The organism is Pseudomonas sp. QS1027 (assembly GCF_002814235.1).
GTDB lineage: Bacteria > Pseudomonadota > Gammaproteobacteria > Pseudomonadales > Pseudomonadaceae > Aquipseudomonas.
In genome coordinates this window covers 182013-208585 of sequence record NZ_PHSU01000019.1, presented here as the reverse complement: position 1 = coordinate 208585, position 26573 = coordinate 182013, and the positions used below count along the sequence as shown (strand labels likewise).

Annotated in this window: 10 protein-coding genes and 1 pseudogene; 6 read left to right on the top strand and 5 right to left on the bottom strand. The window is 64.8% G+C overall.

What is annotated here, in order from left to right; translation table 11 throughout:
• Positions 1–3 precede the first annotated feature (3 nt).
• The 4 genes and pseudogenes from CWE01_RS18590 to CWE01_RS18575 form a co-directional block, all read left to right on the top strand.
• Positions 4–13476 (top strand): annotated as a pseudogene (locus CWE01_RS18590) (amino acid adenylation domain-containing protein); the annotation flags it as partial.
• 284 nt (positions 13477–13760) lie between these two features.
• Positions 13761–14594 (top strand): helix-turn-helix transcriptional regulator, encoded by an 834-nt coding sequence (locus CWE01_RS18585; protein ID WP_100941995.1) that lies wholly within the window; start codon positions 13761–13763, stop codon positions 14592–14594.
• Positions 14594–16012 (top strand): AdeC/AdeK/OprM family multidrug efflux complex outer membrane factor, encoded by a 1419-nt coding sequence (gene adeC, locus CWE01_RS18580; protein WP_157815244.1) that lies wholly within the window; start codon positions 14594–14596, stop codon positions 16010–16012. Before CWE01_RS18585 ends, adeC begins: the two co-directional genes overlap by 1 nt.
• A gap of 19 nt (positions 16013–16031) precedes the next feature.
• On the top strand, positions 16032–16238 hold the full coding sequence (locus CWE01_RS18575) for a hypothetical protein (RefSeq protein WP_100942012.1): 207 nt from the start codon (positions 16032–16034) through the stop codon (positions 16236–16238).
• Between the two features lie 108 nt (positions 16239–16346).
• On the opposite strand, the gene CWE01_RS18570 is transcribed toward CWE01_RS18575, so the two are convergent.
• Genes CWE01_RS18570 through CWE01_RS18560 form a run of 3 tightly spaced genes read right to left on the bottom strand, consistent with a single transcriptional unit; the run spans position 16347 to position 20451 of the window.
• Complete coding sequence (locus CWE01_RS18570; RefSeq protein WP_100941993.1) at positions 16347–17687, bottom strand: MFS transporter; 1341 nt, start codon at positions 17685–17687, stop codon at positions 16347–16349.
• A 41-nt stretch (positions 17688–17728) separates the two neighbouring features.
• Positions 17729–19270 carry an AMP-binding protein gene (locus CWE01_RS18565; protein WP_100941992.1) on the bottom strand — a complete coding sequence of 514 codons (1542 nt, stop codon included), beginning with the start codon at positions 19268–19270 and terminating at the stop codon, positions 17729–17731.
• A gap of 2 nt (positions 19271–19272) precedes the next feature.
• Positions 19273–20451, bottom strand: a complete 1179-nt coding sequence (locus CWE01_RS18560; RefSeq protein ID WP_100941991.1) for an acetyl-CoA acetyltransferase — start codon at positions 20449–20451, stop codon at positions 19273–19275.
• 149 nt (positions 20452–20600) lie between these two features.
• Here CWE01_RS18560 and CWE01_RS18555 point away from each other — a divergent pair, with 149 nt between their 5' ends.
• Both CWE01_RS18555 and CWE01_RS18550 read left to right on the top strand, forming a co-directional pair.
• Entirely contained in the window at positions 20601–21173 is a 573-nt protein-coding gene (locus tag CWE01_RS18555; protein ID WP_100941990.1) for a LuxR C-terminal-related transcriptional regulator, read from the top strand.
• Between the two features lie 174 nt (positions 21174–21347).
• Entirely contained in the window at positions 21348–21914 is a 567-nt protein-coding gene (locus CWE01_RS18550; RefSeq protein ID WP_100941989.1) for a TetR/AcrR family transcriptional regulator, read from the top strand.
• 25 nt (positions 21915–21939) lie between these two features.
• Here the strand turns inward: CWE01_RS18550 and CWE01_RS18545 are convergent, their stop codons facing one another.
• The gene (locus CWE01_RS18545; protein WP_100941988.1) at positions 21940–23433 is read right to left on the bottom strand and encodes an efflux transporter outer membrane subunit; all 1494 of its coding nucleotides are present in this window, start codon (positions 23431–23433) and stop codon (positions 21940–21942) included.
• A complete protein-coding gene (locus tag CWE01_RS18540) occupies positions 23433–26567 on the bottom strand; it encodes an efflux RND transporter permease subunit (RefSeq protein WP_100941987.1) in 3135 nt (1044 codons plus the stop codon). The genes CWE01_RS18545 and CWE01_RS18540 overlap by 1 nt, the downstream gene beginning before the upstream one ends.
• Positions 26568–26573: the final 6 nt, after the last annotated feature.

Genomic DNA, 26573 nt, shown 5'->3' with positions numbered 1-26573 from the left:
GGTCCGCTGGCACTGTCGTTCGCCCAACAACGCCTGTGGTTCCTCGATCAACTGGACCCGACGGCCAGTGCCGCCTACCACATCCCGGCGTCGCTGGTGCTGCGCGGTACCCTTGACCACAACGCCCTCAAGGCCGCGCTGGATCGCCTGGTGGCCCGGCATGAAAGCCTGCGCACCACTTTCCGCCGTGACGGCGAACAGCCGGTGCAAGTCATCGCCCCGGCCGATTGCGCTTTCAGCCTGGTGGAACACGATCTGCGCCAGCTGCCCCGGGACCAGGCCGAAACCCGGGCCGCGCAACTGACCGAAGACGAAGCGGCGGCACCTTTCGACCTGCTGCAAGGGCCGCTGATCCGTGGCAGCCTGCTGCGCCTGGCCGACGATGAGCACCGCCTGCTGATCACCCAGCACCACATCATCTCCGATGGCTGGTCGATCGACGTGCTGGTCAAGGAATTCGCCGCGCTGTACCAGGCATTCAGCGCCGGCCAGCCCGATCCCCTGCCCGCCCTGGCCCTGCAATACGCCGACTACGCGGCCTGGCAACGCCGGCACCTGGAGGGCGAACGCCTGGGCCAGCACGTTGAGTTCTGGCGCAGTCACCTGGCCGGCGCCCCGGCCTTGCTTTCGCTGCCCACCGACCGGCCACGCCCGGCGGTACAAAGCTACCGTGGTGAAACCCTGGTCTTCGACCTGCCCGTCGCGCTGTCCGGCGCCCTCGCCAAGTTTGCCCAGTCCCGCGCCGCCACCCCGTTCATGACCCTGATCGCCGCCTGGGCGGTATTGCTGGGCCGGATCAGTGGCCAGCAGGACGTGGTGATCGGCACCGTGACCGCCAACCGCGATCGCCAGGACGTGCAGGGGCTGATCGGCTTCTTCGTCAACACCCTGGCCCTGCGCGTGCGCCTGGATGCCAATCCGACCCTCGACCAGGTGCTGCAACAGGTCAAGGAACTGCTGCTGGAATCCGCCAGCCGCCAGGACACCCCGTTCGAGCAAGTGGTCGAAGCTCTCAAGCCACCGCGCAGTGCCAGCCACAGCCCGGTGTTCCAGACCATGCTCTACACCAACGCCGGCGGTGCCGGCGGGCAGTTGCAATTGCCGGGGCTGAACCTGGAGTTCCTGCCGTCGCACAAGGACAACACCCAGCACGACCTGTCGCTGCACATCGACGAAGGCGGCGCGAGCCTGTCCTGCAGCCTGTCGTACTCGACCGCCTTGTTCGACGCCGGCACCATCGAACGCCTGACCGCGCGCTTCGAGCGCCTGCTGCGCTGCTTTACCGAAGCACCGCAAACCCGCATCGGCGCCCTGGAACTGGACGCGGCACTGGTCCTGCCCGAGGTCAACGCCCTGGCACCAGTGCCGGCGCGGCTGCCGCTGTCCTACCACCAGGAGCGGGTCTGGTTCGTCGACACCTTCGAAACCGGTTACCTGTACGCGGCCAACCCGGTCTATCACAACGTCGCGCTGCTGCTGGAGCTGTCCGGCGAACTGCAGGTCCCGGCCCTGCAAACTGCCCTCGACGGGCTGCTGGCCCGCCACGCCATCCTGCGCTGCCGGGTGCATTCCGACGGCGCCAGTGCCTGGCAGAGCCTTGACGGTCCGGCGAGCCTGGCGCTGGAACAGCTGCAAAGCACCTCGGGCGAGATGAGTGCCCGCGCCCTGGCCGAAACCCGCCGCCCGCTGGACATGAACGGCGGCAGCCTGGTGCGTGCCAGCCTGGTTCGCGCCGATGAGAAAAATGCCGTGCTGGCCCTGGCCGTGCACCACCTGCTGGCCGACCGCACGTCGATGCAACTGATCAAGCGCGACCTGCTGGCCCTCTATGAAGCCGCCTGTGCCGAGCGCGAAGCCACGTTGCCGGCACTGTCCCTGGGTTACGGCGACTTCGCCGCCTGGCAGCGCCAGTTGCCGGCCGCCGTGCGCGAAAACCTGCGGGCCTACTGGAGCTATCAACTGCGCGGCAAGCTGCAGGCCCTGGAGCTGCCCCTCAACCGCCCACGGGCGGCGGTGCATGTCTTTACCGAAGCCACCCATGAGTTCGTTATCGAAGCGGCGCTGGCCCGGCGCCTGGAAAACCTGGCCCGGGAAGTCGGTGTCAGCGCCGACAGCCTGGCCCTGAGTGCCTTCACCGCCCTGCTGCGGCGCTATGCCGGACACGATGAATTGGTCATCGGCACCACCGCGGCCTGCCGCGAACCGGCCCTGCAAGACGTGGTCGGCCCGCTGGACAACCTCCTGGTGATCCGTGGCGCCTGCGATAGCGACACCACTCTGCAAACCCTGCTGGAACAGACCGCTGGCACCCTGGCCGACGCGCGCCGTCATCGGCATATGCAGTTCGACCAACTGGTGCTGGCCCTCAATCCGGCCAAGGACATGAGCCGCACCGCGCTGTTCGACGTGCTGTTCAACTTCCAGTCTGCCAGCGACAGTCGCAGCCTGATCGCCGGGCTGGAAGTCAACAGCCTGGAAACCAACCTGGGCTACGGCAAGAACGACCTGCACCTGCTGATCAGTGCCGGCGAGCAGCACTGGAAGGGGCACCTGGCCTATAACGCCGATTTCTTCGACCCTGAATTCATCCAGCAGTTGATGCGTCATTACGTACGCCTGCTACAGGCCTTTGTCGACACCCCGCAACAGCGCGTCGACGACGTCGCCCTGCTGGATGCGGCCGAGCGCCAGCGGCAGGTCCTCGACTTCAACAACACCGAAGCCGCCTGGCCCGACAACCTGACCCTGCACCAGATCTTCGAGGAACAGGCGCGCCTGACCCCGGACAATATCGCGGTCAACCTCGGCGAGGAACGCCTGAGCTACCGCCAGCTCAACGAACAGGCCAACCGCCTGGCCCACAGCCTGCGCGACGCCGGTGTGCAACCGCAGGAGCTGGTGGCCGTTGTCCTCGAGCGCTCGCTGGCGATGATCGTCGCGACCCTCGCAGTGCTCAAGGCCGGCGCCGCCTATGTGCCGATCGATCCTGCTTCGCCGGCTGAACGTATCGCCTACGTGTTGCGCGACAGCGGTACGAGCAAAGCCATCGCCGGCCAGGACATCAGCCCTGCGCTGCTGGCACTCGGCATCGAAGTCTTCGCGTCCGAATCGACCCATGCGCTGCAGCACAACGCCCGGGATTCGGCCAACCTGCCCAACCTCAACGCCCCGGATCATCTCTGCTATGTGATCTACACCTCGGGCTCCACCGGCGAACCCAAGGGCGCGCTGCTGGAACACCGTAACGTGGTGCGGCTGATGCACAACAATCGCTCGGAGTTCGCCTTCAACGCCGAGGATGTCTGGTCGCTGTTCCACTCCAATGCCTTCGACTTCTCGGTCTGGGAAATGTACGGTGCCCTGCTCTATGGCGGCCGCCTGACCCTGGTCCCCGAAGCCCTGCGCCGCGATCCGGCGGAACTGCTGGGTTTCCTCGAGCGCGAGCAGGTGACAGTGCTCAACCAGACCCCGTCGGCCTTCCTCCAGCTCAGCGGTGCCGCCCTGGCAGACAACGATGCGCGGTTGGAGCACCTGCGTTATGTGATCTTCGGCGGTGAAAGCCTGGAGCTGGGCAAGCTCGAAGCCTTCCATCAAGCCTTCGCCCATGTGGCGCTGGTGAACATGTACGGCATCACCGAAACCTGCGTGCACGTGACCTACAAGGCCATCGAAGCGGCGGATATCGCCGCCGGCATCTCCAATGTCGGGCGGCCGATCCCGACCACCGTGGCCTATGTCCTCGACGCCCAGCAGCGCCTGCTGCCGATCGGCGTGGCCGGGGAAATCTGCGTCGGCGGCCTGGGGGTCGGCCGTGGTTACCTGAACCGTGAGCAACTGACCGCCGAACGTTTTATCGCCGACCCGCTGCGTCCCGGCGAACGCCTGTACCGTTCCGGAGACCTGGGCAAGTTGCTGGACAACGGCGAGATCATTCACCTCGGCCGGATGGACGCCCAGGTGAAGATTCGCGGTTTCCGTATCGAACTGGGGGAAATCGAAGCCAAGCTGCTGGCCTGTGACGGCGTGCGCGAAGCCCGGGTCCTGGCCCGTGATGACGCCAGCCAGGGCAAGCGCCTGATCGCCTACCTGATCGCCAAGCCATCGGTCCGCCTGGAAGTGGCGGCCCTGCGCAAGCAACTGGGTGCCACCCTGCCCGACTATATGATCCCCAGCGCCTTTGTCAGCCTCGCGGCCTACCCGCTGACCGGCAACGGCAAGCTGGACCAGGACGCGCTGCCGGCGCCGGACCTGGACGCCATGTCCGAGCGCGGCTACACCGCACCGGAAGGCGCCACCGAACTGGCCCTGGCGCAGATCTTCCAGGAGTTGCTGGGCCTGGAACGGGTGGGCCGCCATGACGGTTTCTTCGAACTCGGCGGCCACTCCCTGCTGGCCGCGCAACTGGTTTCCCGGGTACGCCAGCAACTGGGCGGCGAGATGATGCTGCGCCAGCTGTTCAGCCACCCGACCGTGGCCGAACTGGCGCGGGTGGTCGGCGGCCTGCAAGCGACCGAGACCGACAGCATCGAGCCGATCGAGCGCAGCGCGCCGTTGGCGCTGTCGTTCTCCCAGCAACGCCTGTGGTTCCTCGACCAGCTCGATCCCGGCGCCAGCAGTGCCTATCACATGCCGATGTCGCTGCTGCTGCGCGGCCATCTCGACCACGCCGCGCTCAAGGCCGCCCTCGATCGCCTGGTGGCGCGTCACGAAAGCCTGCGCACCACCTTCGAACGCCACGGCGAACAGCCGGTGCAGATCATCGCCCCGGAGGACTGTGGTTTCACCCTGGCCGAGCAGGACCTGCGCACGCTGTCCTACGAACAGGCCAGCCTCAGCGCCGCCCGCATCGGCAACAGCGAAGCCACGGCGCCCTTCGACCTGAGCCAGGGTCCGCTGATTCGCGGGCGTCTGCTGCGCCTGGCGGATGACGAGCACATCCTGCTGATCACCCAGCACCACATCATCTCCGACGGCTGGTCGGTAGGGGTGCTGGTCAAGGAATTCGCCGCCCTCTACCAGGCCTTCAGCCAGCAACAGGAAGACCCGCTGCCGGCCCTGTCGATCCAGTATGCCGACTACGCCGCCTGGCAGCGCCGCACCTTTACCGGCGAGTACCTGAGCCAGCAAGCCGACTTCTGGCGCGGACACCTGGGCGGCGCCCCGGCGCTGCTGTCGCTGCCCACCGACCGGCCACGCCCGGCGGTGCAGAGCTACCGTGGCGGTGACGTACCGGTGCGGATCGAAGCGGCGCTTTGCCAACGCCTGGAACGTTTCTGCCAGGCCCACAACATCACCCTGTTCATGGGCCTGCTCAGTGCCTGGTCGGTGCTGATGGCACGCCTGGGCAACGAACGCGACGTGGTGATCGGCGTACCGACCGCCAACCGCGGCCGTACCGAAACCGAAAACCTGATCGGTTTCTTCGTCAACACCCTGGCCCTGCGCGTCGACCTGGGGCAGAACCCGAGCGTGGCGCAGTTGCTGGAACAGGTTCGCCAGACCACCCTGGCCGCCCACGAGCACCAGGATATTCCGTTCGAGCAAGTGATCGAGGCCTTGCAGCCACCGCGCTCCCTGAGCCACAACCCGCTGTGCCAGGTTGCCCTGTCGCTGGACAACACCTCCACCGGCGGCGAACTGAGCCTGCCGGGACTGAGCCTGCTCCCCGTGCTCCAGGCCCATGAAACCGCGCAATTCGACCTGATGCTGACACTGGTCAACGAAGACGGCGCGCTGTGCGGTGTCATCGAGTACGCCAGCGATCTGTTCGACCGTTCGACCGTGGAACGCTTCGCCCAGCACTTCCAGATCCTGCTGGAAGCGATGCTCGAGGATGTTGCGCAACCGGTACTCGGCCTGCCATTGCTCACCCCTGCCCAGCGCCAGGCCTCGCCGGCGCTGCTGCCGCCAAAAGCGACTTTCGCTGTCGAGCAATTGATTCACCAGCGTTTCGAAGCCCAGGCGGCCAATCACCCGCATCGCACCGCCCTGGTGTTCGGCGAACAGACCCTGACTTACCAGGCCCTCAACCGCCGCGCCAACGGTATTGCCCGCGCCCTGCTCGCCCAGGGGGTACGCCCGGATGATCGGGTGGCGATCCTCGCCCTGCGTGGCGTCGACATGCTTTGCGCGGTACTGGCCGTGCTCAAGGCCGGCGCGGCTTACGTGCCGCTGGACCCGGCCTACCCGGCCGAACGCCTCGCCTACCTGCTGGACGACAGCGCACCGGTGGCGCTGCTGGCCCAGTCGGACTGCCTCGACGCCTTGCTGGCGCATAACGTGCCAGTGCTGAAGCTCGACGAACTGAATCGCCAGGACGCCGAAGCCGACGGCAACCTGGACCTTGACCCGCAGGCCGACGAACTGGGCCTGGCGCCACGACACCTGGCCTACGTCATCTACACCTCGGGTTCCACCGGCTTGCCCAAGGGCGTGCTGGTGGAGCACGGCAACGTCGCGCGACTGTTCGACACCACCGCCGAGTTGTTCGACTTCGACCACAACGACACCTGGACCCTGTTCCACTCCTTTGCCTTCGACTTCTCGGTCTGGGAAATCTGGGGTGCCCTGAGCTACGGCGGCAAGCTGGTGATCGTGCCGAGCGACGTGGCCCGTTCGCCGGATGACTTCTATGCCCTGGTCTGCCAGCAGCAGGTCACGGTGCTGAACCAGACTCCGAGTGCCTTCCGCCAGTTTATCGAGGCGCGCAGCCGCAGCGAGGAGGAGCACGCCCTGCGCGAAGTCATCTTCGGCGGCGAGGCCCTGGACTTCCGCAGCCTGCGGCCGTGGACCGCGAGCACCCCGCTGTCGCGTACCCGTCTGGTGAACATGTACGGCATCACCGAGATCACCGTGCACGCCACCTACTACCCGGTCAGCCAGGCCGAGATCGACACCGCCGCACCGAGCCTGATCGGCCCGGCGCTGCCGGACCTGTGCCTGCGCATCCTCGACGACTACCAGCAACCGGTGCCGGTGGGTGTCAATGGCGAGATCTATATCGGTGGCGCCGGGGTCGCCCGGCATTACCTGAACCGTGACGCGCTGAACGCCGAACGTTTTATCGCCGACCCTTACTCCGCCGTGCCGGGTGCCCGTCTGTATCGCACCGGCGACGTCGCCCGCTACCGCACCGATGGCGGCGTGGTCTACGTCGGCCGCAACGACTCGCAGATCAAGATCCGCGGTTTCCGTATCGAACTGGGTGAAATCGAGGCGCAACTGCTGGCCTGTGCCGAAGTCCGCGAAGCCCTGGTGATCGTCCGTGAGGACCAACCCGGCGACAAACGCCTGGTGGCCTACCTGATCGCCGAAGACGGCAGCGCTCCCGAGTCCTCGGCCCTGCGCGGCCAACTGGCCAGCGTGCTGGCCGAACATATGCTGCCAAGCGCCTTCGTGACCCTCGAAGCCTGGCCGCTGACCACCAACGGCAAGCTCGACCGCGCAGCCCTGCCGGCCCCGGACCTGTCCGCCGCCGTCAGCCGTCACTACGAAGCACCGCTGGGGGCGATCGAAACCACCCTGGCCGGTGCCTGGCAGGAATTGCTCGGGGTTGAACGGGTCGGTCGCCAGGACCACTTCTTCGAACTCGGCGGTCACTCCTTCCTGGTCATCAGCCTGATCGAACGCCTGCGCCAGGCCGGCCTGCTGCTGGATGTGCGCACGGTATTCTCGGCGCCGACCCTGCAAGCCATGGCCACCGTCCTCGCCGGCGGCGGCAGTGCCGAGCGGGTGGTCCCGGCCAACCTGATCCCGGCCGATTGCACGGCGTTGACCCCGGAAATGCTGCCGCTGGTGACACTGAGCCAGCAGGAGATCGAGCAGATCGTCGCCGATGTTCCGGGCGGCGCGGCCAACGTGCAGGACATCTACCCGCTGTCGTCCTTGCAGGAAGGCATTCTGTTCCACCACCTGCTGCAGTCCGAAGGCGATGCCTACCTGATGCGCACCGTGGTGATCTTCAACACCCGCAGCTTGCTCGATGACTTCCTCAGCGCGGTGCAGGTGGTGATCAACCGCCATGACATCCTGCGCACCGCCCTGCGCTGGCAAGGCCTGCCGCAACCGGTGCAGGTGGTCCATCGCCAGGCACAGCTGCCGGTCATCAACCTGGTCACCCCACCCGGTGAAGACGCCCAGCAGATGTTGCGCGAGCGCACCGACACCTATCATCTGCGCCTGGACCTGCAACAGGCACCGCTGATCGCGGCCTACATCACCTACGATGCCGAGCGCGAACAGTGGCTGCTGGCATTGCTCGACCACCACCTGATCAGCGACAACGTCACCCTGCGCCTGATCACCCGGGAGATCCAGGCGGTGATGGCCGGCCAGGCCGACGACCTGCCGGCGTCCCAGCCGTATCGCAACTTTATCGCCCAGGCCGCCAACGTTTCCCAGGCCGAACATGAGGCCTACTTCCGCCAGTTGCTGGCGGATGTCGACGCCACCACCGCGCCCTACGGCGTGCTGGATGTGCGCGGCGGCGGCGCCGAGATCCTGCGTTCGGTGCAGCACTTGAGCGATGACCTCGCCGCACGGGTGCATCACACCGCGCGGGCCCAGGGCGTACCGACTTCGGTGCTGTTCCATGCGGCCTGGGGCCTGGTGGTCGCCGCGACCAGCGGACGCGACGACGGGATCTTCGGTACCGTGCTGTCGGGGCGTTCCCAGGGCACGGCCGGCGCCGACCATGCGTTGGGGATGTTTATCAATACCCTGCCGATGCGCATTCGCCTGCAACAAAGCAGCGTGCGCGATATCGTCCAGAGCGCCTACCAGCAACTCAGTGAGCTGCTGACCCACGAGCAGGCGCCCCTGGCCCTGGCCCAACGTTGCAGCGCGGTGGATGCGTCGCTGCCGTTGTTCACGGTGATCCTCAACTGCCGTCACGGCGACCTGGTCAATGCCTCGGGGGAAAGCTTCGAGGACATGGACGACCAGGAAGGCATCCATTTCGTCGCCTCGGAAACCCGGACCAACTACCCGATCGAAATTGCCGTGGCGAACGTCGGCAGTGGATTCTCCCTGACCGCGCAATCGATCAGCGGCATCGACCCGCAGCGCATCGCCACCTATCTGAATCAGGCCGTTGCCCAACTGGTCGAGGCCCTTGAACAGGAACCCGCACGCCTGGCAGCCAGCCTCGAAGTGCTGCCTGAAGACGAGCGGCAACTGCTGCTCAACGACTTCAACGCCACGACCACTCCCTTCGCCCCGGCGGAGCCAATCCATGCCCTGTTCGAAACCCAGGTGCGTGCCAATCCCGACGCCGTGGCCCTAGTCTGCGAAGACCGGCAACTGAGCTATCGCCAGCTCAACCGCCGCGCCAACCATCTGGCCCGGCAACTGCTGGCCCTCGGCGTACAGCCGGACGAACGCGTGGCCATCTGCGCCGAACGCAGCCTGGACATGATTGTCGGCCTGCTGGGTGTACTCAAGGCCGGTGCGGCCTATGTGCCGATTGATCCGGCGCACCCTGCCGATCGCATGGCCTTTATGCTGCAAGACAGCCAACCGCGCGCCCTGCTGACCCAGACGGCGCTCACCCTACCGGCCGGCGACACGCCGCTGTTGCTGCTCGACACCGCCGAATCCCTGCGTGCCGCAGACGATGAGGCTTTCGACGCCAACCCAACGGTTGCGGGCCTGACGCCGGAAAACCTGGCCTATGTCATCTACACCTCCGGCTCCACCGGCCAGTCCAAGGGCGTGATGGTCGAGCACCGTTCGGTGTTCAACTTCTGGAACGTACTGACCCGCACCACCCACCAGCATTGCCCGACGCCGGCTACCGTGGCCCTTAACGCCGGTTTCTTCTTCGACATGTCGATCAAGGGCATCTCGCAGCTGTTCTCCGGCCACAAGCTGGTGATCATCCCGCAACTGATCCGCGCCAGCGGCAGCGAGTTGCTGGACTTCCTCGAAGCCCATCAGGTGCATGCCTTCGACTCGACGCCGTCGCAGCTCGATACCCTGCTTTCCGCCGGCCTGCTGGAACGCAGCAGCTACCAGCCGATCAGCGTGCTGCTGGGTGGCGAAGCGATCAATGCCAGTACCTGGGAGAAGCTGCGCAACTGCCCGACCATCCGCTTCTACAACATGTACGGCCCGACCGAATGCACGGTGGACGCCACCATCGACCTGATCCGTGACCTCGGCGAAAAACCGAGCATCGGCCGGCCGATTGCCAACGTCCAGGTGCATGTCCTGGATGCCCGTGGCGGGCCCGCGCCGCTGGGCGTGGCCGGGGAAATCCATATCGGCGGCGTCGGTGTCGCCCGTGGTTACCTCAATCGCGACGAACTGAGCGCGGAACGTTTTATCGCCGACCGTTTCTCCGACGTACCGAATGCCCGCCTCTACAAAACCGGCGACCTTGGCCGCTGGCTGGCCGACGGCACCCTGGAGTACATGGGCCGCAACGACTTCCAGGTGAAGATCCGCGGTTTCCGTATCGAACTGGGTGAAATCGAAAACGCCCTGCTGGCCGTTCCGGGCATCCGCGAAGCGGTAGTCATCGCCCGCGACGACAGCCAGGGCGATTCGGAGAACCAGCGCCTGGTCGCCTATGTCTGTGGCGAGCCGGTGCCGGCCGAACACCTGCGCAGCGAGTTGCTCAAGCATCTGCCCGAGTACATGGTGCCAAGCGCCTTCGTCCATCTGGACGCCCTGCCGCTGACCGCCAACGGCAAGCTCGACCGCCGCGCCCTGCCCGCACCGGGTCAGGACGCCCTGGCCAGCAAGGCCTACGAGGCGCCGCAAGGCGATACCGAAGTGGCCATCGCCGAGATCTGGAAAGGTTTGCTGCACCTGGACCAGGTCGGCCGCAACGACGGTTTCCTCGAACTCGGCGGCCATTCGCTGCTGGCCGTGCAGTTGCTCTCGCGACTGCGGCGCAAGCTCGGCGCGCGGATCACCCTGCGCGAACTGTTCGATGCACCGACCGTGCGGGGCCTGGCTTCACTGGTCAACGCCTCGGCGCCGAGCGAAGCGCAATCGATTCCCCTGGCCAACCGCTCGGGTCGCCTGCCGCTGTCGTTCTCCCAGCAACGCCTGTGGTTCCTCGATCACCTGGATCACGCCGCCGGCGCCGCCTACCACCTGCCAATGGCCTTGCGCCTGACCGGCACGCTGGACAAGGCCGCCTTGCACGCCACCCTGGATCGCCTGGTGGCGCGCCACGAAACCCTGCGCACCCGCTTTGAACTGGTGGACGGCGAACCGCTGCAGAAAATCGCTCCGGCCGATACCCGCTTCCCGCTGGCACAAGAGGACCTGCGCGGATTGCCGAGCGATGAACGCGCCGCGACCCTGGCCCGCCTCGGCCAGGACAGTGCGACACAGTTGTTCGACCTGAACCAGGGGCCCCTGCTGCGTGGTTTGCTGCTGCAAATGGCCGACGAAGAGCACGTGCTGCTGATCACCCTGCATCACATCGTCTCCGACGGCTGGTCCAACAGTGTCCTGGCCCATGAGGTGAGCGTGCTGTACACCGCGTTCAGCCAGGGCCACAAGGACCCGTTGCCGGCCCTGGCCCTGCAATACGTGGACTACGCCGCCTGGCAGCGCCAGTCCCTCGACGGCCCGGCGCTGCAAGCCCAGGTCGACTTCTGGCGCCAGCACCTGGAAGGTGCGCCGAGCCTGCTGAACCTGCCACTGGATCGTCCGCGTCCGGCCATCCAGAGTTATGCCGGTGGGATCGTCAACTGCGCCTTCTCGCCGGCCTTGAGCGCCGACCTGCGCGCCTTCAGCCAGGCCCAGGGCAGCACGCTGTTCATGGTCCTGCTGGCCGGCTGGTCGGTGCTGATGAGTCATCTGAGCGGCCAGAACGACGTGGTGGTCGGTACCCCGGTGGCCAACCGTCAACGTCCGGAGCTGGAACCGTTGATCGGCTTCTTCGCCAACACCCTGGCGTTGCGCATCGCCAGCGACCGTGACACCCGGGTCGCCGAGCTGCTCGGGCGGATCAAGGACCAGACACTGTCGGCCTATAGCCATCAGGACCTGCCGTTCGAGCAGGTGGTCAGTGCCTTGCAGCCGACCCGCAGCATGAGCCACAGCCCGTTGTTCCAGGTGATGCTGAGCCTGGACAACACCCCGCCGGCGCCGCTGCAACTGCCCGGCCTGCAAGTCGAGTCCCTGGACAGTGCGCACCGCACCACCCAGTTCGACCTGTCGCTGTCGCTGGTGGACACCGCCGAACACATCGGCGGCAGCCTGCAATACGCCAGCGACCTGTTCGACACCGCGACGGTGGAAGCCATCGCCGAACTGTTTGCCAAGGTCCTGGAAAACCTGGTGGCCGGCGCGCAGCAGACCATCGGCCAGGTGCTGGAGAACACCCCGGCGCTGCCACGCTCGGTCCATGCCGTGGCGGTCCCCGCCGCCGTTGAAGAACAGCCGGCCGAGGCACTGCCTTACGAAGCGCCCCAGGGCGACACCGAAATCGCCATCGCCAATCTCTGGAAGGACTTGTTCAAGCTGGAACAGGTCAGCCGGCATGACGACTTCTTCAGCCTCGGCGGTATTTCGCTGATGGCGGTGCAGATGGCCTCGCGCTTGCGCAAGGTCCTCGGCAAGCCGATCGCCGTACGCGATCTGTTCGTCGAACCGACCATCGCCGGTTTCGCCCGGACCCTGGACGGCCAGGCCCGCCCCGGCCAGCACAGCAACCTGGTGCCGGTCCGCCGCACGGGCTCGCAACGGCCGCTGTTCCTGGTCCACCCCCTGGGCGGCGAAGTGCAATATGTCCGCGACCTGGCCCCGGTGCTCGACCCACAGGTGCCGCTCTACGGCCTGGCCGCCAGTGGCCTGGTCGCCGGCGAAACACCCTTGTTCGAGGTGCCGGCCATGGCCGCGCGTTACCTCGCGGCAGTTCGCCAGGTCCAGCCGCAAGGGCCTTACCGGATCGCCGGCTGGTCGGCCGGTGGCCTGATCGCCTATGAAATGGCCCGTCAGCTGCAAGCCGGCGGCGAGCAGTTGGAGTTCCTCGGCATCATCGATGCCTCGGCCCGCCCTGATCAGGAGGCGCCGGAGTCCTTGAGTGAAGGGCAGTTCCTGATGGACTGGCTGCCCGAGCAGGTCGATCCCGACGTGCAGCGGCAACTGACCGGACTGGCGCAGGAAAATGCCATTGAGGCGATGCTGAGGCTGTGCATGGAGCACCAACTGCTGCCGGAGGAACTGCCCCGGGATGTCGATGCCAGCTTGCTGCGCGGCTATCTGGCGGTGGCCTATGCGACACGCCTGGCCATCGGTGCCTATGTCAGCCCGCCCGCTCCGCTCAAGGTGGCGCTGTTTACCGCCAGCGGACAGGAACGCAGTGACCCTCTGCTGGGCTGGGGCGCCTTGCTCGGGGACTCGGTCAGCCTCACGGCGCTGCCCGGGACCCACGACACGCTGGTCAAGGCCCCTTATGTCAGCGCGCTGGGCCAGGCGATCGCCCAGGCGTTGCAGGCGGGTGCCCAGTCATGAAGCAGATGGAGAAGCGCGTTTCATTCTCAAAAATGTCAGCCTCAGCTAAACAGCGCCGGCTTGGCGGCGTAGGATGTCCCTGTTTTCCACTACAGACTTTTCCTACTCAACTGAGCTTAATTATCACTACTGACTGAATCGTTTTTTGTGAAGGGATTCACGGGTGATGCCTGAACTTCCAGGTATCAAGGCAAGAAATGGTTTGAGCGTCGCGGGGGGGCGGACGGACTTCGTCCCCCCCGAGGACAGAATTGCAAGCTACTTCTGATATGCAGGATCAGCATATGAACCAACAGACGAATGCCAAAGATAAAGATGTAGTGAAGGCCCACCTGTACCTGGAACTGGGGAAACTGGTTTCCAGTGTCGGCGACGATAAATTCCTGAGCAACATGCACCAACTGATCAACGCCTCGGTGGCGGTCAGTCGGATCGAGCTCAGCGAATGGACCGTCGACGACAGCCAATCGGCGGTGGTCGATGTTCAACTGCTGGGGCATGCCGGTGTTGAGTTGAGCCCGCAGATGCAGGCGGTTTGCCCGACCAATGCCAAGCACCGCAACGACCATCCCCTGGTCAAGCGCGTGCTGGAAGTGGAAGACGCACTGCTGATCCACCTGAATGCACGGATGAAAAACGAGAAGGACAATAACTGCCTCGGCACGTCCCATCAGTGCAGCCTGATTTCACGCAAGGCCAATCGCTGCTGTGTGATCTCGCTGCACCGCCCACGGGTGGATCGCGATTTCACCCTGCAAGAGCTGTCCTTTCTGAAATACCTCTCCGAGACCTTGTTGCCCCTCACGGAGCGACATGCCCGTGCCCATCGCCAATCCAGTGCAAAAAGCCCGGGTGGGTCTACCCCACGCAACCTGGTTGCCCTGGAACAGACGCAACTGCAGCGCGAGTTCAACGAGCGTCTGAGTGCTTGCGAGGTCACCCTCTCGGTGCGGGAAAAAGAGGTCTGCCTGGGGCTGCTGGCCGGCGGCACCGTACCTGAGATCGCAGAAAAACTCTGCGTCAAGAACAGTTCCATCGAAACCTACCTCAAGCGTTCCGCGGCCAAGCTGGGTGTCAGCGGGCGACATGGGTTGGCCAAGTGGATGATAGGAGCATAATGAACAAATCCCTGAGCCCCTGGGTGGCCATGGCCTTTGCCCTGAGCGGCTGCTCGCTGATCCCCGACTACCAGCGCCCCGCCGCGCCGGTCGCCGCGCAATACCCGCAGACGCCCGCCTACGCCCCGGCCCTCGCCGGAACGATGGCCGCGGACATGGGCTGGCGCGAGCTGTTCCGTGACCCGACGCTGCAACAACTGATCGAAAGCGCGGTGCTCAACAATCGCGACCTGCGTGTGGCGGCCCTCAATGTCCAGGCCTACCAGGCGCAATACCAGATCCAGCGCGCCGACCTGTTCCCGGCCATCAGTGCCAACGGCACCGGCACCCGCCAGCGCCAGCCGGCCAGCATCACACAAACCGGCAGCGCGGTGACCAGTGGCACCTACTCGGCGACCCTGGGGATCAGTTCCTACGAGCTGGACCTGTTCGGGCGCATCCGCAGCCTCAGTGAACAGGCCTCGCTGACCTATCTGTCCAGCGAAGAAGCGCGCCGCAGCACCCAGTTGAGCCTGGTGGCGAGTGTCGCCAACGCCTACCTGACCTGGCGCGCCGACCAGGAGCTGCTGGCCCTGACCCAGGACACGCTCAGCTCCTACGAGAAGAGCCTGCGCCTGACCGAACGCAGCCAGCAAGTCGGCACCGCCTCGTCCCTGGCCCTGGCGCAGTCGCGCACCTCGGTTGAAAGCGCCAGGACCAGCCTCGCGACCTTTCAGCGCCAGGTCGCCCAGGACCTCAACAGCCTGACCTTGCTGGTGGGCACCGCGGTCGCGGACACCCCGTCCAGCCGCCCATTGGCCTCCGACTGGCTCGCCGAAGTACCGGCCGGCCTGCCTTCGGACCTGCTGCAACGGCGCCCGGACATTCTCCAGGCCGAATATCAGTTGCAGTCGGCCAATGCCAGTATCGGGGCGGCCCGCGCGGCGTTTTTCCCGAGCATCACCCTGACCGCCAACGCGGGTACTTCCAGCAATGAACTGTCCGGGCTGTTCAAGGGCGGCGCGGGAAGCTGGCTGTTCCAACCGCAGATCAATATCCCGATTTTCAACGCCGGCAGCCTGCGGGCGAGCCTGGATTACTCGAAGATCCAGAAAGATATCCGCGTCTCGCAGTACGAGAAATCGATCCAGACCGCCTTCCAGGAAGTTTCCGATGGCCTGGCGGCACGCCAGACCTACAAGAATCAACTGAAGGCGCAGAACGATCTGGTGCAGGCCAACCAGGAATATTACCGCCTGGCGGAACGCCGCTATCGCATCGGCGTCGACAACAGCCTGACCTTTCTCGATGCCCAGCGCTCGCTGTTCAGCGCCCAGCAGAGCCTGATCACCGATCGGCTGTCGCAACTGACCGCCGAGGTCAATCTGTACAAGGCACTCGGCGGCGGCTGGACGGAGCAGACACAAAAAACCTTGTAACCTCGTGAGGTCACTGATGATGGGCACATTCGAACCTGGTTCACATGTACGCCTGCGCTCGGGCGGCAAGATAATGGTGGTCAAGCACGGCTCAACGGCCACCCATCTCCCGGATACCCTGCTCGTGCTGTGCGAGTACCGGGCCAAGAATCGCTTGATCCAGGGCTTCTATTCCGCCCGGGACCTGATTCTGGCGCCCCGGGAGGCGGTGTCCAATCAAGGCTGAACACGGTCCTGCAGGAGCAGGGCTTGCCCGCGAAGCTTTTGGCGGCCTCAAGTACGCCTTCGCGGGCAAGCCCTGCTCCTACAAGGTTGTGGCGTTCTCAAGATTTCATTAACTGGCCGGCATCGGTGCAGCGGCGCTCGGAACCACCTTGCGGGTCTGGGCCACATCGGTGCTGGCGACAAAATCCCCCTGGCGCAACAGCAGCAGCGCAATCAGCGATACCACTCCCGTGCCGACGTAGAAGTACCAGGGCGAAGTAATGTCCCCGGTCAGCTTGATCAGCCAGGTGGAAATCAGCGGCGCGCTACCACCGAATACCGCCACCGGGATGTTGTACGCCACGGCGATGCCGGTGGAGCGGATACGCGTGGGCAGCAGCTCGCTCATCAGCGCGTAGGTCGACGAGGCATAGAGCCCGAACAGGATTGCCACCGCCATCAGCGGCCAGAAAAACGAGGCGGCCGTTGCCGTCGGTGCCGACTTGAACATCCAGTACATCGCCAGGGTCGCCAGGGTTCCCACCACCAGCAGGAACGGCTTGCGCCCATAGCGATCGGTGAACGCCCCGCCGAACGGCATGACAAAGGCCGCCGAGAAGCTGGCTGTGAAGACATAGAACAGGGTTGTGCCGGCGTCGAATTTGAGAATGCTCGACATGTAGGTCGAGGCAAAGGTCAGCACCAGGTAGAAGATCGAGCTGTGCAGGGTGATGATAAAAAACACCAGGGCAATCGCCCGCTTCCACTGCCAGACTTCCCGCAGCGGCGCCTTCGAGGTCTGCCCGGCCCGGAGCAAGGCCAGGAACTCGGGGCTGTCTTCCAGTTTCAGGCGGATGTACATCGAGATCAGGCCCAGGGGCGCCGCCAGCAGAAAGGGAATGCGCCAGCCCCAGTCCAGCATCGTCTGGGCCCCCAAGGTCCAGGTCATGCCGTTGGCCACCGCACCACCCAGCAACAGGCCGAGCACCGCCGTGACCATCAGCCAGCAGGTGGCAAAGCCACGCCGTCCAGGCCCCGCGTACTCGGAAATAAAACTGGTGATGGTGCCGATCTCGCCGCCGGCGGAAAAACCCTGCACACAACGAATCAGCACCAGCAGGATCGGCGCGGCGATTCCCAACGTGGCATAGGTCGGCAACAGCCCCAGCAGGCAGGTTGAGCCGGCCATCATCACCAGCACGGTGATCAGGGTCTTGCGCCGGCCGATCTTGTCCGCCAGCGGACCGAAGAACAGCCCGCCCAACGGCCGGATGAAAAAGCTCAGGGCAAAGGCGGCGAAACTGGCGAGCAGGCTGGTGGTGGGGTCGTCGGAGACGAAGAACGACTTGCCGATATAAACGGCGAGAAAGCCATAGACGCCGTAGTCGTACCACTCGATCAGGTGGCCCGAGGTCGCACCGATAAACGCCCGGCGCCGTTGCCGGGCCGGGTCTGTGTGTTGCATTCCCATGGAAGGGACTCCTGTCTGATGGCTATCCGTAAAAGGGTTGTTCAGGGAACGAGGGTGTCATTGGCGCTGTGCTTTAACCACAGGCGCAGTTCGGTCTTGAGGACCTTGCCATAGCTGTTTCTCGGCAGATCGCTGCGAAACACGTATTTCTTCGGTTTCTTGAACGAGGCCATGCGCTCGATGAACCAGGCATTGAGGGACGACTCGTCGAGGGTCCCGGCCATGCGCGCGACGACGAACGCTACCACCGATTCACCCCAGTGTGCATCCGTTTCGCCGACCACACAGACTTCAAAGACCCCCGGGTGCTGTGCCAGCACTTCCTCGACTTCCCGGGGATAGATGTTGCTGCCGCCGGAAATGATCACATCCTTGGAGCGGTCGGTGAGCGTCAGGTAACCGGCCTCGTCGACAAAGCCCACGTCACCGGTCAGCAGCCAGCCTTCCACCAGGGTCTGGCGCGTTGCGGCCTCGTTGCGCCAGTAACCTTGCATGACGGTGGGCCCGCGCACAGCGATTTCGCCCATCTGGCCAACCGGCAGCGGCTGGTGTCCGGGATCGAGGATGCGTATTTCCACACAGGACTGGGCGCGGCCCACGGACGCGGTCAGCGTCGCCCATTCGGGGTGCTTGCGATCGGCGATCACCTGGCGGGACAAGGCACTGATGGTCATCGGGCTCTCGCCCTGGCCATAGATCTGCACCAGTCGTGGCCCGAAAGTAATGAGGGCCTCCTTCAGGTCCGCGTGGTACATGGGAGCGCCACCATAGACAATCGTCTTGATGCCCTCCCCGCTATAGCCTTGACGGCGGGCCTGCTCGACCATGCGCTTGAGCATGGTGGGCGCCGTGAACAAACTGACATTGCCCAGCCAGTTCGCCAGGCCGAACAGCTCGTCGGCCCTGAAGCCACGGGACTCAGGGACCACATGGCGCGCGCCACGGCGCACGTGGATAAAGTTGTAGAGACCGGCACCATGGGACATCGGTGCCGCATAGACCACGGCATCCTCGGCACTGACCGGGTCCACATCCAGCGGATAGCACAGCGACATGGCCATCAGGTTGCCATGGCTCAGCATCACGCCCTTGGATCGACCGGTGGTGCCCGAGGTGTAGAACAACCAGGCCAGGTCATCGGCATGACGCAGACAAGGGGTATCCAGCGCCGTCGAAGCCACCGGCTCGAACTCGCCCATGTCTTCCCGATCCAGCTCTCGGCAACCCGGCAGCGGGATATCGGGCGCGAACACCTCGCCACCGTCAGTGAAAATCAGCCGGGCCTGGGCGTTCTCGACGATCCAGCTGACCTCGACGGGGTGCAGCTTGCAGTTGATCGGCACTGCCACGGCGCCGACCCACCAGATGGCGTAGAGCAGCTCGAGGTATTCACAGCAGTTCAGCATGAACAGGGCGACACGATCACCAGGGACGATCCCGTGCTCGTTGACCAGATACGCGGCCCGGTGCCGGACCAGGGCCACAAAGGTCCCATAGTTGGCGACTTGCCTCAGCCCCTCGAACAAGGCGGGTTGCTCCGGACAACGCATGGCGGTGTCTTCCAGCCAGTTGGCGATATTCATGCTCAGCTCCTGCGTGCCTGAAGAACCGAAGCGTAGTTGGCGACCGCCATACCGCCCATATTGAATACCAGACCGAACTCGGGATTCTGCGCCGCGAGGCCAATCGGTTCGCCGGTCAGTTGCCGAAATGCCAGGGCATGCATCGAGACCCCGGTCGCGCCCACCGGGTGTCCCTTGGCCTTGAGTCCGCCGGACAGGTTCACCGGCAGCCGTCCGCCCGCCCGCACAGTGCCGTCATCCAGGGCCCGATGCCCTTCGCCCCGGGGCGCCAGGCCCATGGCTTCGTAGATCAACAGTTCGGCGATGGTGAAACAGTCATGGACTTCGGCAAAACCGAGGTCGCCGAGGGTCACGCAGGCACCGCGCAAGGCCGAGTGGATCGCCCGCTGCGGCCCTTCGAAGGCGAGGATGTCACGGCGTGCGATCGGCAACAGGTCATTGACCTGGGCGGTCGAGCGGATCTGCACCTCGCGGCGGAACTGCCGCGCGCGCCTGGACGAGGCCAGTACAATGGCCGCCGCGCCGTCGCTGATCAGCGAACAGTCGGTCAGACGCAGCGACGGCGCGACATAGGGATTGCTCTGGGAGACATTGTTGCAGTGTTCGAAATCCATCACCCGGTGCATCTGCGCCAGGGGATTGGCCATGGCATTGGCGTGGTTCTTCGAAGCGATGGCCGCCATGGACGCCATGGGGCAGTGGTAACGCTGGCGGTACTGCTGCGCGGCAAGGCCGAACAGTTGCGGAAAACTCAGGCCCGCCTCCTCGATATCGTTCTGGTACCCGGCACCGGCCAGGGCCCGGGTGACCTCGGCCGTGGAGTTGGCGGTCATCTTCTCCGCGCCCACCACCAGCACCAGTTCGGCGGAGCCGGAGAGAATCGCGTTGATTCCCGCCTGGATCGCCGCCGAACCGGAAGCACAGGCGTTTTCACAGCGGGTGGCGGGTTTGAAGCGCAGCCCCGGGTCGGCTTGCAACAGCAACGAACTGGCGAAACCATCCGGGACCATGCCCGAATTGAAATGCCCGAGGAACAACGCATCGATCTCCGAAGCCGAGATCTCGGCGTCCGTCAGCGCCTGGCGGGTCACTTGAACGATCAGATCTTCCAGGGTGGAACCGTCAAGACGGCCAAAACGCGAGTGGCCGGCCGCAACAATGGAGACACAATCATGAATCATGGTGATTTTCTTCTTGGCATGGATCAGGCATTGCTTACAATGGCGCACCGCCGGTATCGCCCGCCAGTTAGTACAATTACGTACCTGGGTACGTAGCGCCCCCGGACCTGGAATCGCCAGTATCGGACTCACCTTGAGGCAGGATGCCAATGACCGTCTTCACGCAAGAACTGAAAGACCTTCAGCGCCTGGCATTCATGGTCTCGCCCGCCGCGCAATTGATCACCGGCAATCGCCTGATGCTCGATTGCAACGAGGCCTTCCTGGAATTGTTCGGCTACCCGCGCGAAGAGCTGCTGGGACAATTGACCCTGCTGATCTACCCGTCCCAGGCGGACTACAAGACCATCGGCAATCGCAGCCGCAGCTGGTTGCGCCGCAGCAAGAGCGGCTCCTACGCCGACGAACGTTTTATGCAGCACAAGAACGGCGAGGTGTTCTGGGCCAGGTCCCAGGGCTATACCCTGACCCCGGACGATCCGTTCAAGCTGATGGTCTGGCACTTCGAGCGCCTGGATCGGGCCCATCACGCCACGGTGGACCTCACGCCACGGGAACGGGAAGTGTCGATGCACATCGTCAACGGCCTGACCTGCAAGGAGGTAGCCAGGAAGCTGGCGATCTCCCACCGCACCGTGGAAGTCCACCGCGCCCGCCTGATGAAAAAGATGCAAGCCAAGAACAGCGCGGACCTGGTGTCGAAGATCATCTTTGTCGATTGAGCTGAAAGCGCCCTCCTTCTGTCGGCGTAATGAACTCCGGGCGATATCCAGCCTCAAAGATTACGACTACAATCATTAAACCCGACGATCCGCTATCGTCAACCGCTGCCGAGTGCACCCCGGGGTTATCAACCCGGGCGTGTGGCGCAGCGCTGAATGTCGCAAGAGGCCAGCATGAAAGTCACCAAGGAACAAAGCAGCCTGAACAAGGAGAAAATCCTCTCGGCCGCCTCCAGGCTGTATCGGGAACACGGCATCGACGGTATCGGGATTGGCGAGCTGGCCAAGTCCGCCGGGCTGACCCACGGCAGCTTTTATCGGCAGTTCCCCAATGGCAAGGACGAGTTTGTCGCGGCGGCGGTGAGCCGGATCTTCGAGGAATACCAGGACTTCTGGACGACCGCGCAGACCACTGAAGATATCGTCAGGTCCTATGTCACACCCAAGCACTGCCAGGAGAAACAGGCGGCCTGCCCGATCCCGACCCTGGCGGCGGATGTGTCGCGGGTTGGCGGCGCGGCCAGCGAGGCCTTTAGCCTGGGTGTGGAACGCTTGCTGAAAACCCTGATGAGCAAGCAGGACGGTGACGCCGGTAACCTCTCGGAAGAACGCGCCATGCAGGTGCTGGCGTCGATTACCGGGGCCATGCTGATCGCCAAGGCCACCCACGATCCGGTCCTCGCGGACAAGATCATGACCTCGGTGATCAACCAGTGGTGCGGCGAAACCGCCGATCGCTGATCGACGGTTCAGCCAGCCTCGCCGGCTATTGCGGTTTGCCGGCGGCCACCACGCTGGAACTGTCCCAGCCCCCGCCAATCGCCCGGAACAAGGTCACCGCCGCCCGGGCCGAATCAGCCTGGGTACCGTTGAGGCTATCGCGGGCCACCAGCAACTCGCGGTTGGCGTCCAGCACATCGGTCAGCGGCGTGGCACCGGCCTTGTAGGCGATCTCCGAGAGATCACGGGCACGGGTCAGGGCACTCACCTCCCCGGCCAGTTCTTCCCTTCGCTGCTCGGTCTGCGACAACGAGACCAGCGCGTTCTCGACATCTTCGGCAGCCTTCAACACCGCCTGGCGGTAGAGCGCCAGGGCTTCGCGGTTGGCGCCCTTGGCCTGGGCCACTTCGGCGTCGATCTTGCCGAAGTCGAACAGGCGCCAACGCACCAGCCCGGTGATCGAGGGCTGGAACGAGCGCTGGGTGAACAGGCCGTTGCCGGTGCCGCTGTCAAACCCGAGCGCGCCGGACAACGAGACGCTGGGGTAGTACTGCGCGATGGCTTCACCGATACGCTCGTTCGAAGCCGCCAGGCGCCGCTCAGCCGCCATGATATCCGGGCGCCGACGCAATACATCGGCCGTCGCCAGGCTGTCCTTGACCGCCGGCAACCCCGGGATCGCCGTGGCCTTGGCCAGCATCTGCGCCGAGCTGCCCGGCTGCTTGCCCATCAGCACATCGAGACGATTGAGCTGCGCCTCCAGGGCAATGCGCAGCAGCGGCACGGTCGAACGGGCCTGTTTGAGCAAGGCCTCGGCCTGGGCGACATCGCGCTCGTCCACGTCCCCGACCCGCCGGCGAACGTTGACCAGTTCCAGCAGTTGCTCATCGGTACTGATCTGGTCGGTGGCGACCGCCAGCCGGGCCTGGTAGCCGCGGATCTGCACATAGGCATCGGCCGCCTCGGCCACCACGGTGATCCGCGTACCCAGGTGCGTCGCCTCCGCCGCCTGCACTTCGGCCTGGGCCGCTGCCGCACCTCGGTGCAGTCCCTGGGCTAGATCGGCCTCCCAACTGGCGGACAGGCCTGCGGCCAGTTCCTTCTGGTTGCGGTCGTAACCTGGCAGGCTGCTGCCCAAGGCGCCCAATGGACTTTGCAGACTCTGCCGCTGGCGGGTCGCCGAACCGTTGAAATCCACCGTCGGGTACAGCGCGGCACCGGCACCACCGGCCGCCGCCCGGGCCTGATCGACCCTGGCCAGCGAGGCCTCCAGGTCGAGGTTCTGGGCCACCACCTGATTGACGATTTCCATCAGCAACGGGTCCTTGAAGCCGTACCACCAGGTCGACAACTCGGGCGCCGGCAGGCGGCTTTCGGGACTGCCGGCCAGGGTGTTGTGGAAGGCCGCGAGCGGTATCTGCGGCGCCTGGTAGTCGGGACCGACCGAACAGCCCGCGAGCCCCAGGCCGAACAACAATCCGCCAGCCAACAGCGTCGATTTGCCGTGCACGTTCAGATTGAAAGCAGTGTGGGCAGCCATCAGCGTCTCCCATGGAAGTATTTGCGGATGAAGATGTAGAACGCTGGGGTGAACAACAAACCAAAGCAGGTCACCCCCAGCATGCCGAAGAACACGGTGGTGCCCAGCGACTGGCGCATCTCGGCGCCCGCGCCGGTGGCCACCGTCAGTGGTGCGACCCCGAGAATGAACGCCAGCGAGGTCATCAGGATCGGCCGCAGGCGGGTCCGCGCGGCATGCACCGCCGCCTCCACCGCCGTGCCGCCCTCGTCCTGTTTCTGCTTGGCGAACTCGACGATCAGGATCGCGTTCTTCGCCGCCAGGCCGATCAGCACGATAAAGCCGATCTGGGCCAGGATATCGATCGGCATGCCACGCCCGATCAGCCCGCTGATGGCCGCCAGGATGCACATCGGCACGATCAGGATGATCGCCAGCGGCAAGCGCCAGCTTTCGTATTGCGCCACCAGCACCAGGAAGCAGAACAGCGCCGCCGCCGCGAACACCAACAGGGTCGGCGTGCCGTGCTGCTGTTGCTGGTAGGCCAGCTCGGTCCACTCGAAGCCGATGCCTTGCGGCAGGGTCTTCTGCGCCAGCTCTTCCATCTTGCGCAGGGCATCGCCGGTGGCCACACCCGGTGCCGCCGCGCCCTGCACTTCCGCCGCCGGATAGAGGTTGAAGCGCGGCACCCGGTAGGCAATGGTGTTGTGCTCGATGCTCGCCACGCTGCCGATCGGCACCATCTCGCCAGCATCGTTGCGCACCTTCAGGCGGGTGATGTCTTCCGGCGTGGCCCTGAAATTCGCATCGGCCTGGGCGACCACCTGGTAGGTCCGACCCAGGTAGTTGAAGTCGTTGATGTACTGCGACCCCAGGTAGACCTGCAAGGTGGAGAACACGTCGGTGGGCTTGAGGCCGACCTTCTCGGCCTTGACCCGGTCGATATTGGTGAAGATCGACGGCGAGCCGGCGTTGAACAACGTGAACATGCCGACAAAGGTCGGGTCCTGCCGGGCCGCCGCCACCAGCTTGTTGGCCGCCTCGGCCAGGGCCTTGGAACCGAGTCCCGCACGGTCCTCGAGCATCAGCTTGAAGCCGCCGGAGCTGCCCAGGCCCTGCACCGGAGGCGGTGGAATGGTCAGGACATAGGCATCCTTGATCACCGAGAGACGCCGACGCAGATCCGCCAGCACCGATTGCGCGGTGAGCCCCGGCATATCGTGGCTGTACAACGACGGCAGCCCGGTGAATACGGTGCCGGCGTTGGAGGCCACGGTGGAGGTGGTCGCATCCAGCCCGACAAAGGGCGCGGCGTGTTCGATGCCCGGCGTGGCCAGGGCGATATCGATCACCTGGCGCACCACGGCCTCGGTGCGCTCCAGGGAGGCACCGGGCGGCAGTTGCACGATGGTGATGAGATAACCCTGGTCCTGCTCGGGAATAAAGCCGGTGGGCGTGCTATGGAACTCGAAGCCGGTCAGGCCGATCAGGCCGACATAGACCGCCAGCACCAGGCCCAGCACCCGCGCCAGGCGCCGGGTCAGGTTGCCATATCCGAACGAGAGCTTGTCAAAGGCCCGGTTGAAACGGCCAAAGCTGGCGTCGAGGAGACGCCCGGCCCAGGACAGATGTTCCGGCCCGTGGGCGCTGGCGGGTTTGAACAGCACGGCACACAGCGCCGGGCTCAAGGTCAGCGAGACGATGCAGGAGATAATGGTCGAGGCCGCAATCGTCACCGCGAACTGTTTGAAGAACAGCCCGGAGATACCGCTCAGGAATGCCGCGGGGACAAACACCGCACAGAGGGTCAGGGCAATCGACAGCAGCGCGCCGCCCACTTCATCCATGGTGTGGTGCGCCGCCTCACGGGGCGACATGCCGCCGTGGATATTGCGCTCGATGTTCTCCACCACCACAATCGCGTCGTCGACCACGATCCCCACCGCCAGCACCAGGCCGAACAGCGACAGGTTGTTCAGGGAGATCCCGGTCAGGTAGAGCACGGTAAACGAGCCGAACAGCGAGATGGGGATCGCCACCACCGGAATGATCGTCGCCCGCCAGTTCTGCAGGAACAGGAAGACCACCAGCACCACCAGCAGGATCGCCTCGAAAATGGTGGTGATCACCTCATGCACCGACTTGCCGATAAAGATCGTCGGGTCATAGATGATCTTGTAGGCCACCCCGGCGGGGAAATCCTTCTGCAAGTCTTCCATCTTGGCCAGCACGTCATGGTCGACATCCAGCGAATTGGCGCCAGGCTGCGCGTAGATCAGCAAGGCGGAGGCATCGCTGCGGTCCATAAAGGCCGTAGAGCCATAATCCACCGCCCCGACCTCGACCCGACCGACATCGGCAATCCGGGTAATCCGGCCCGCGGCATCGGTCTTGAGAATGATCTGGGCAAACTCATCCGGGGTGGACAGCCGTCCCAGCGCCTCGATATTGATCTGGTAGGCCTGGCTGCTTTTGGTCGGTGGCTGATTGAGCACCCCGGCGGAGACTTGCAGGTTCTGCGCACGCAGTGCCGCCAATACCTCGCTGGCACTGAGGTTGTGGGCCGAGACCTTGTCCGGGTCGAGCCAGATGCGCATGGCGTATTCGCGACCGCCCTGGAACTGCACATCGCCGACGCCCGACACCCGGGCCAGCACATCCTTGATATGCAGCGTCGCATAGTTGGACAGGTACAGCGTGTCCTTGCTGCTGTCGTCGGAATAGAGGTGCACCGCCAGCAGGATGCTCGGCGTGGCCTTGCGCACCTGCACGCCCAGGCGCTGGACGTCCTCGGGCAGCCTCGGCAAGGCGTTCTGCACCCGGTTCTGGGTCAGGTTCTGGGCGATGTTCAGGTCCGTGCCGATGCGGAAGGTCACGGTGATGGTCAGCTTGCCGTCACCGGTGGACTGACTGTTCATGTAGAGCATGTTCTCGACGCCGTTGATCTGCTGCTCCAACGGTGTCGCCACGGTATGCGCAATGGTTTCGGCCGAGGCCCCGGGGTAGGAGGTGATGACCTGTACCGTCGGCGGGACGATTTCCGGGTACTGCGCCACCGGCAGGACAAACAGCGCGCCGACGCCGATCAGGGTCAGGAAACAGCTGACCACCACGGCAAAACGCGGGCGATCGATAAAGAAATGGGCGATACGCATGATATG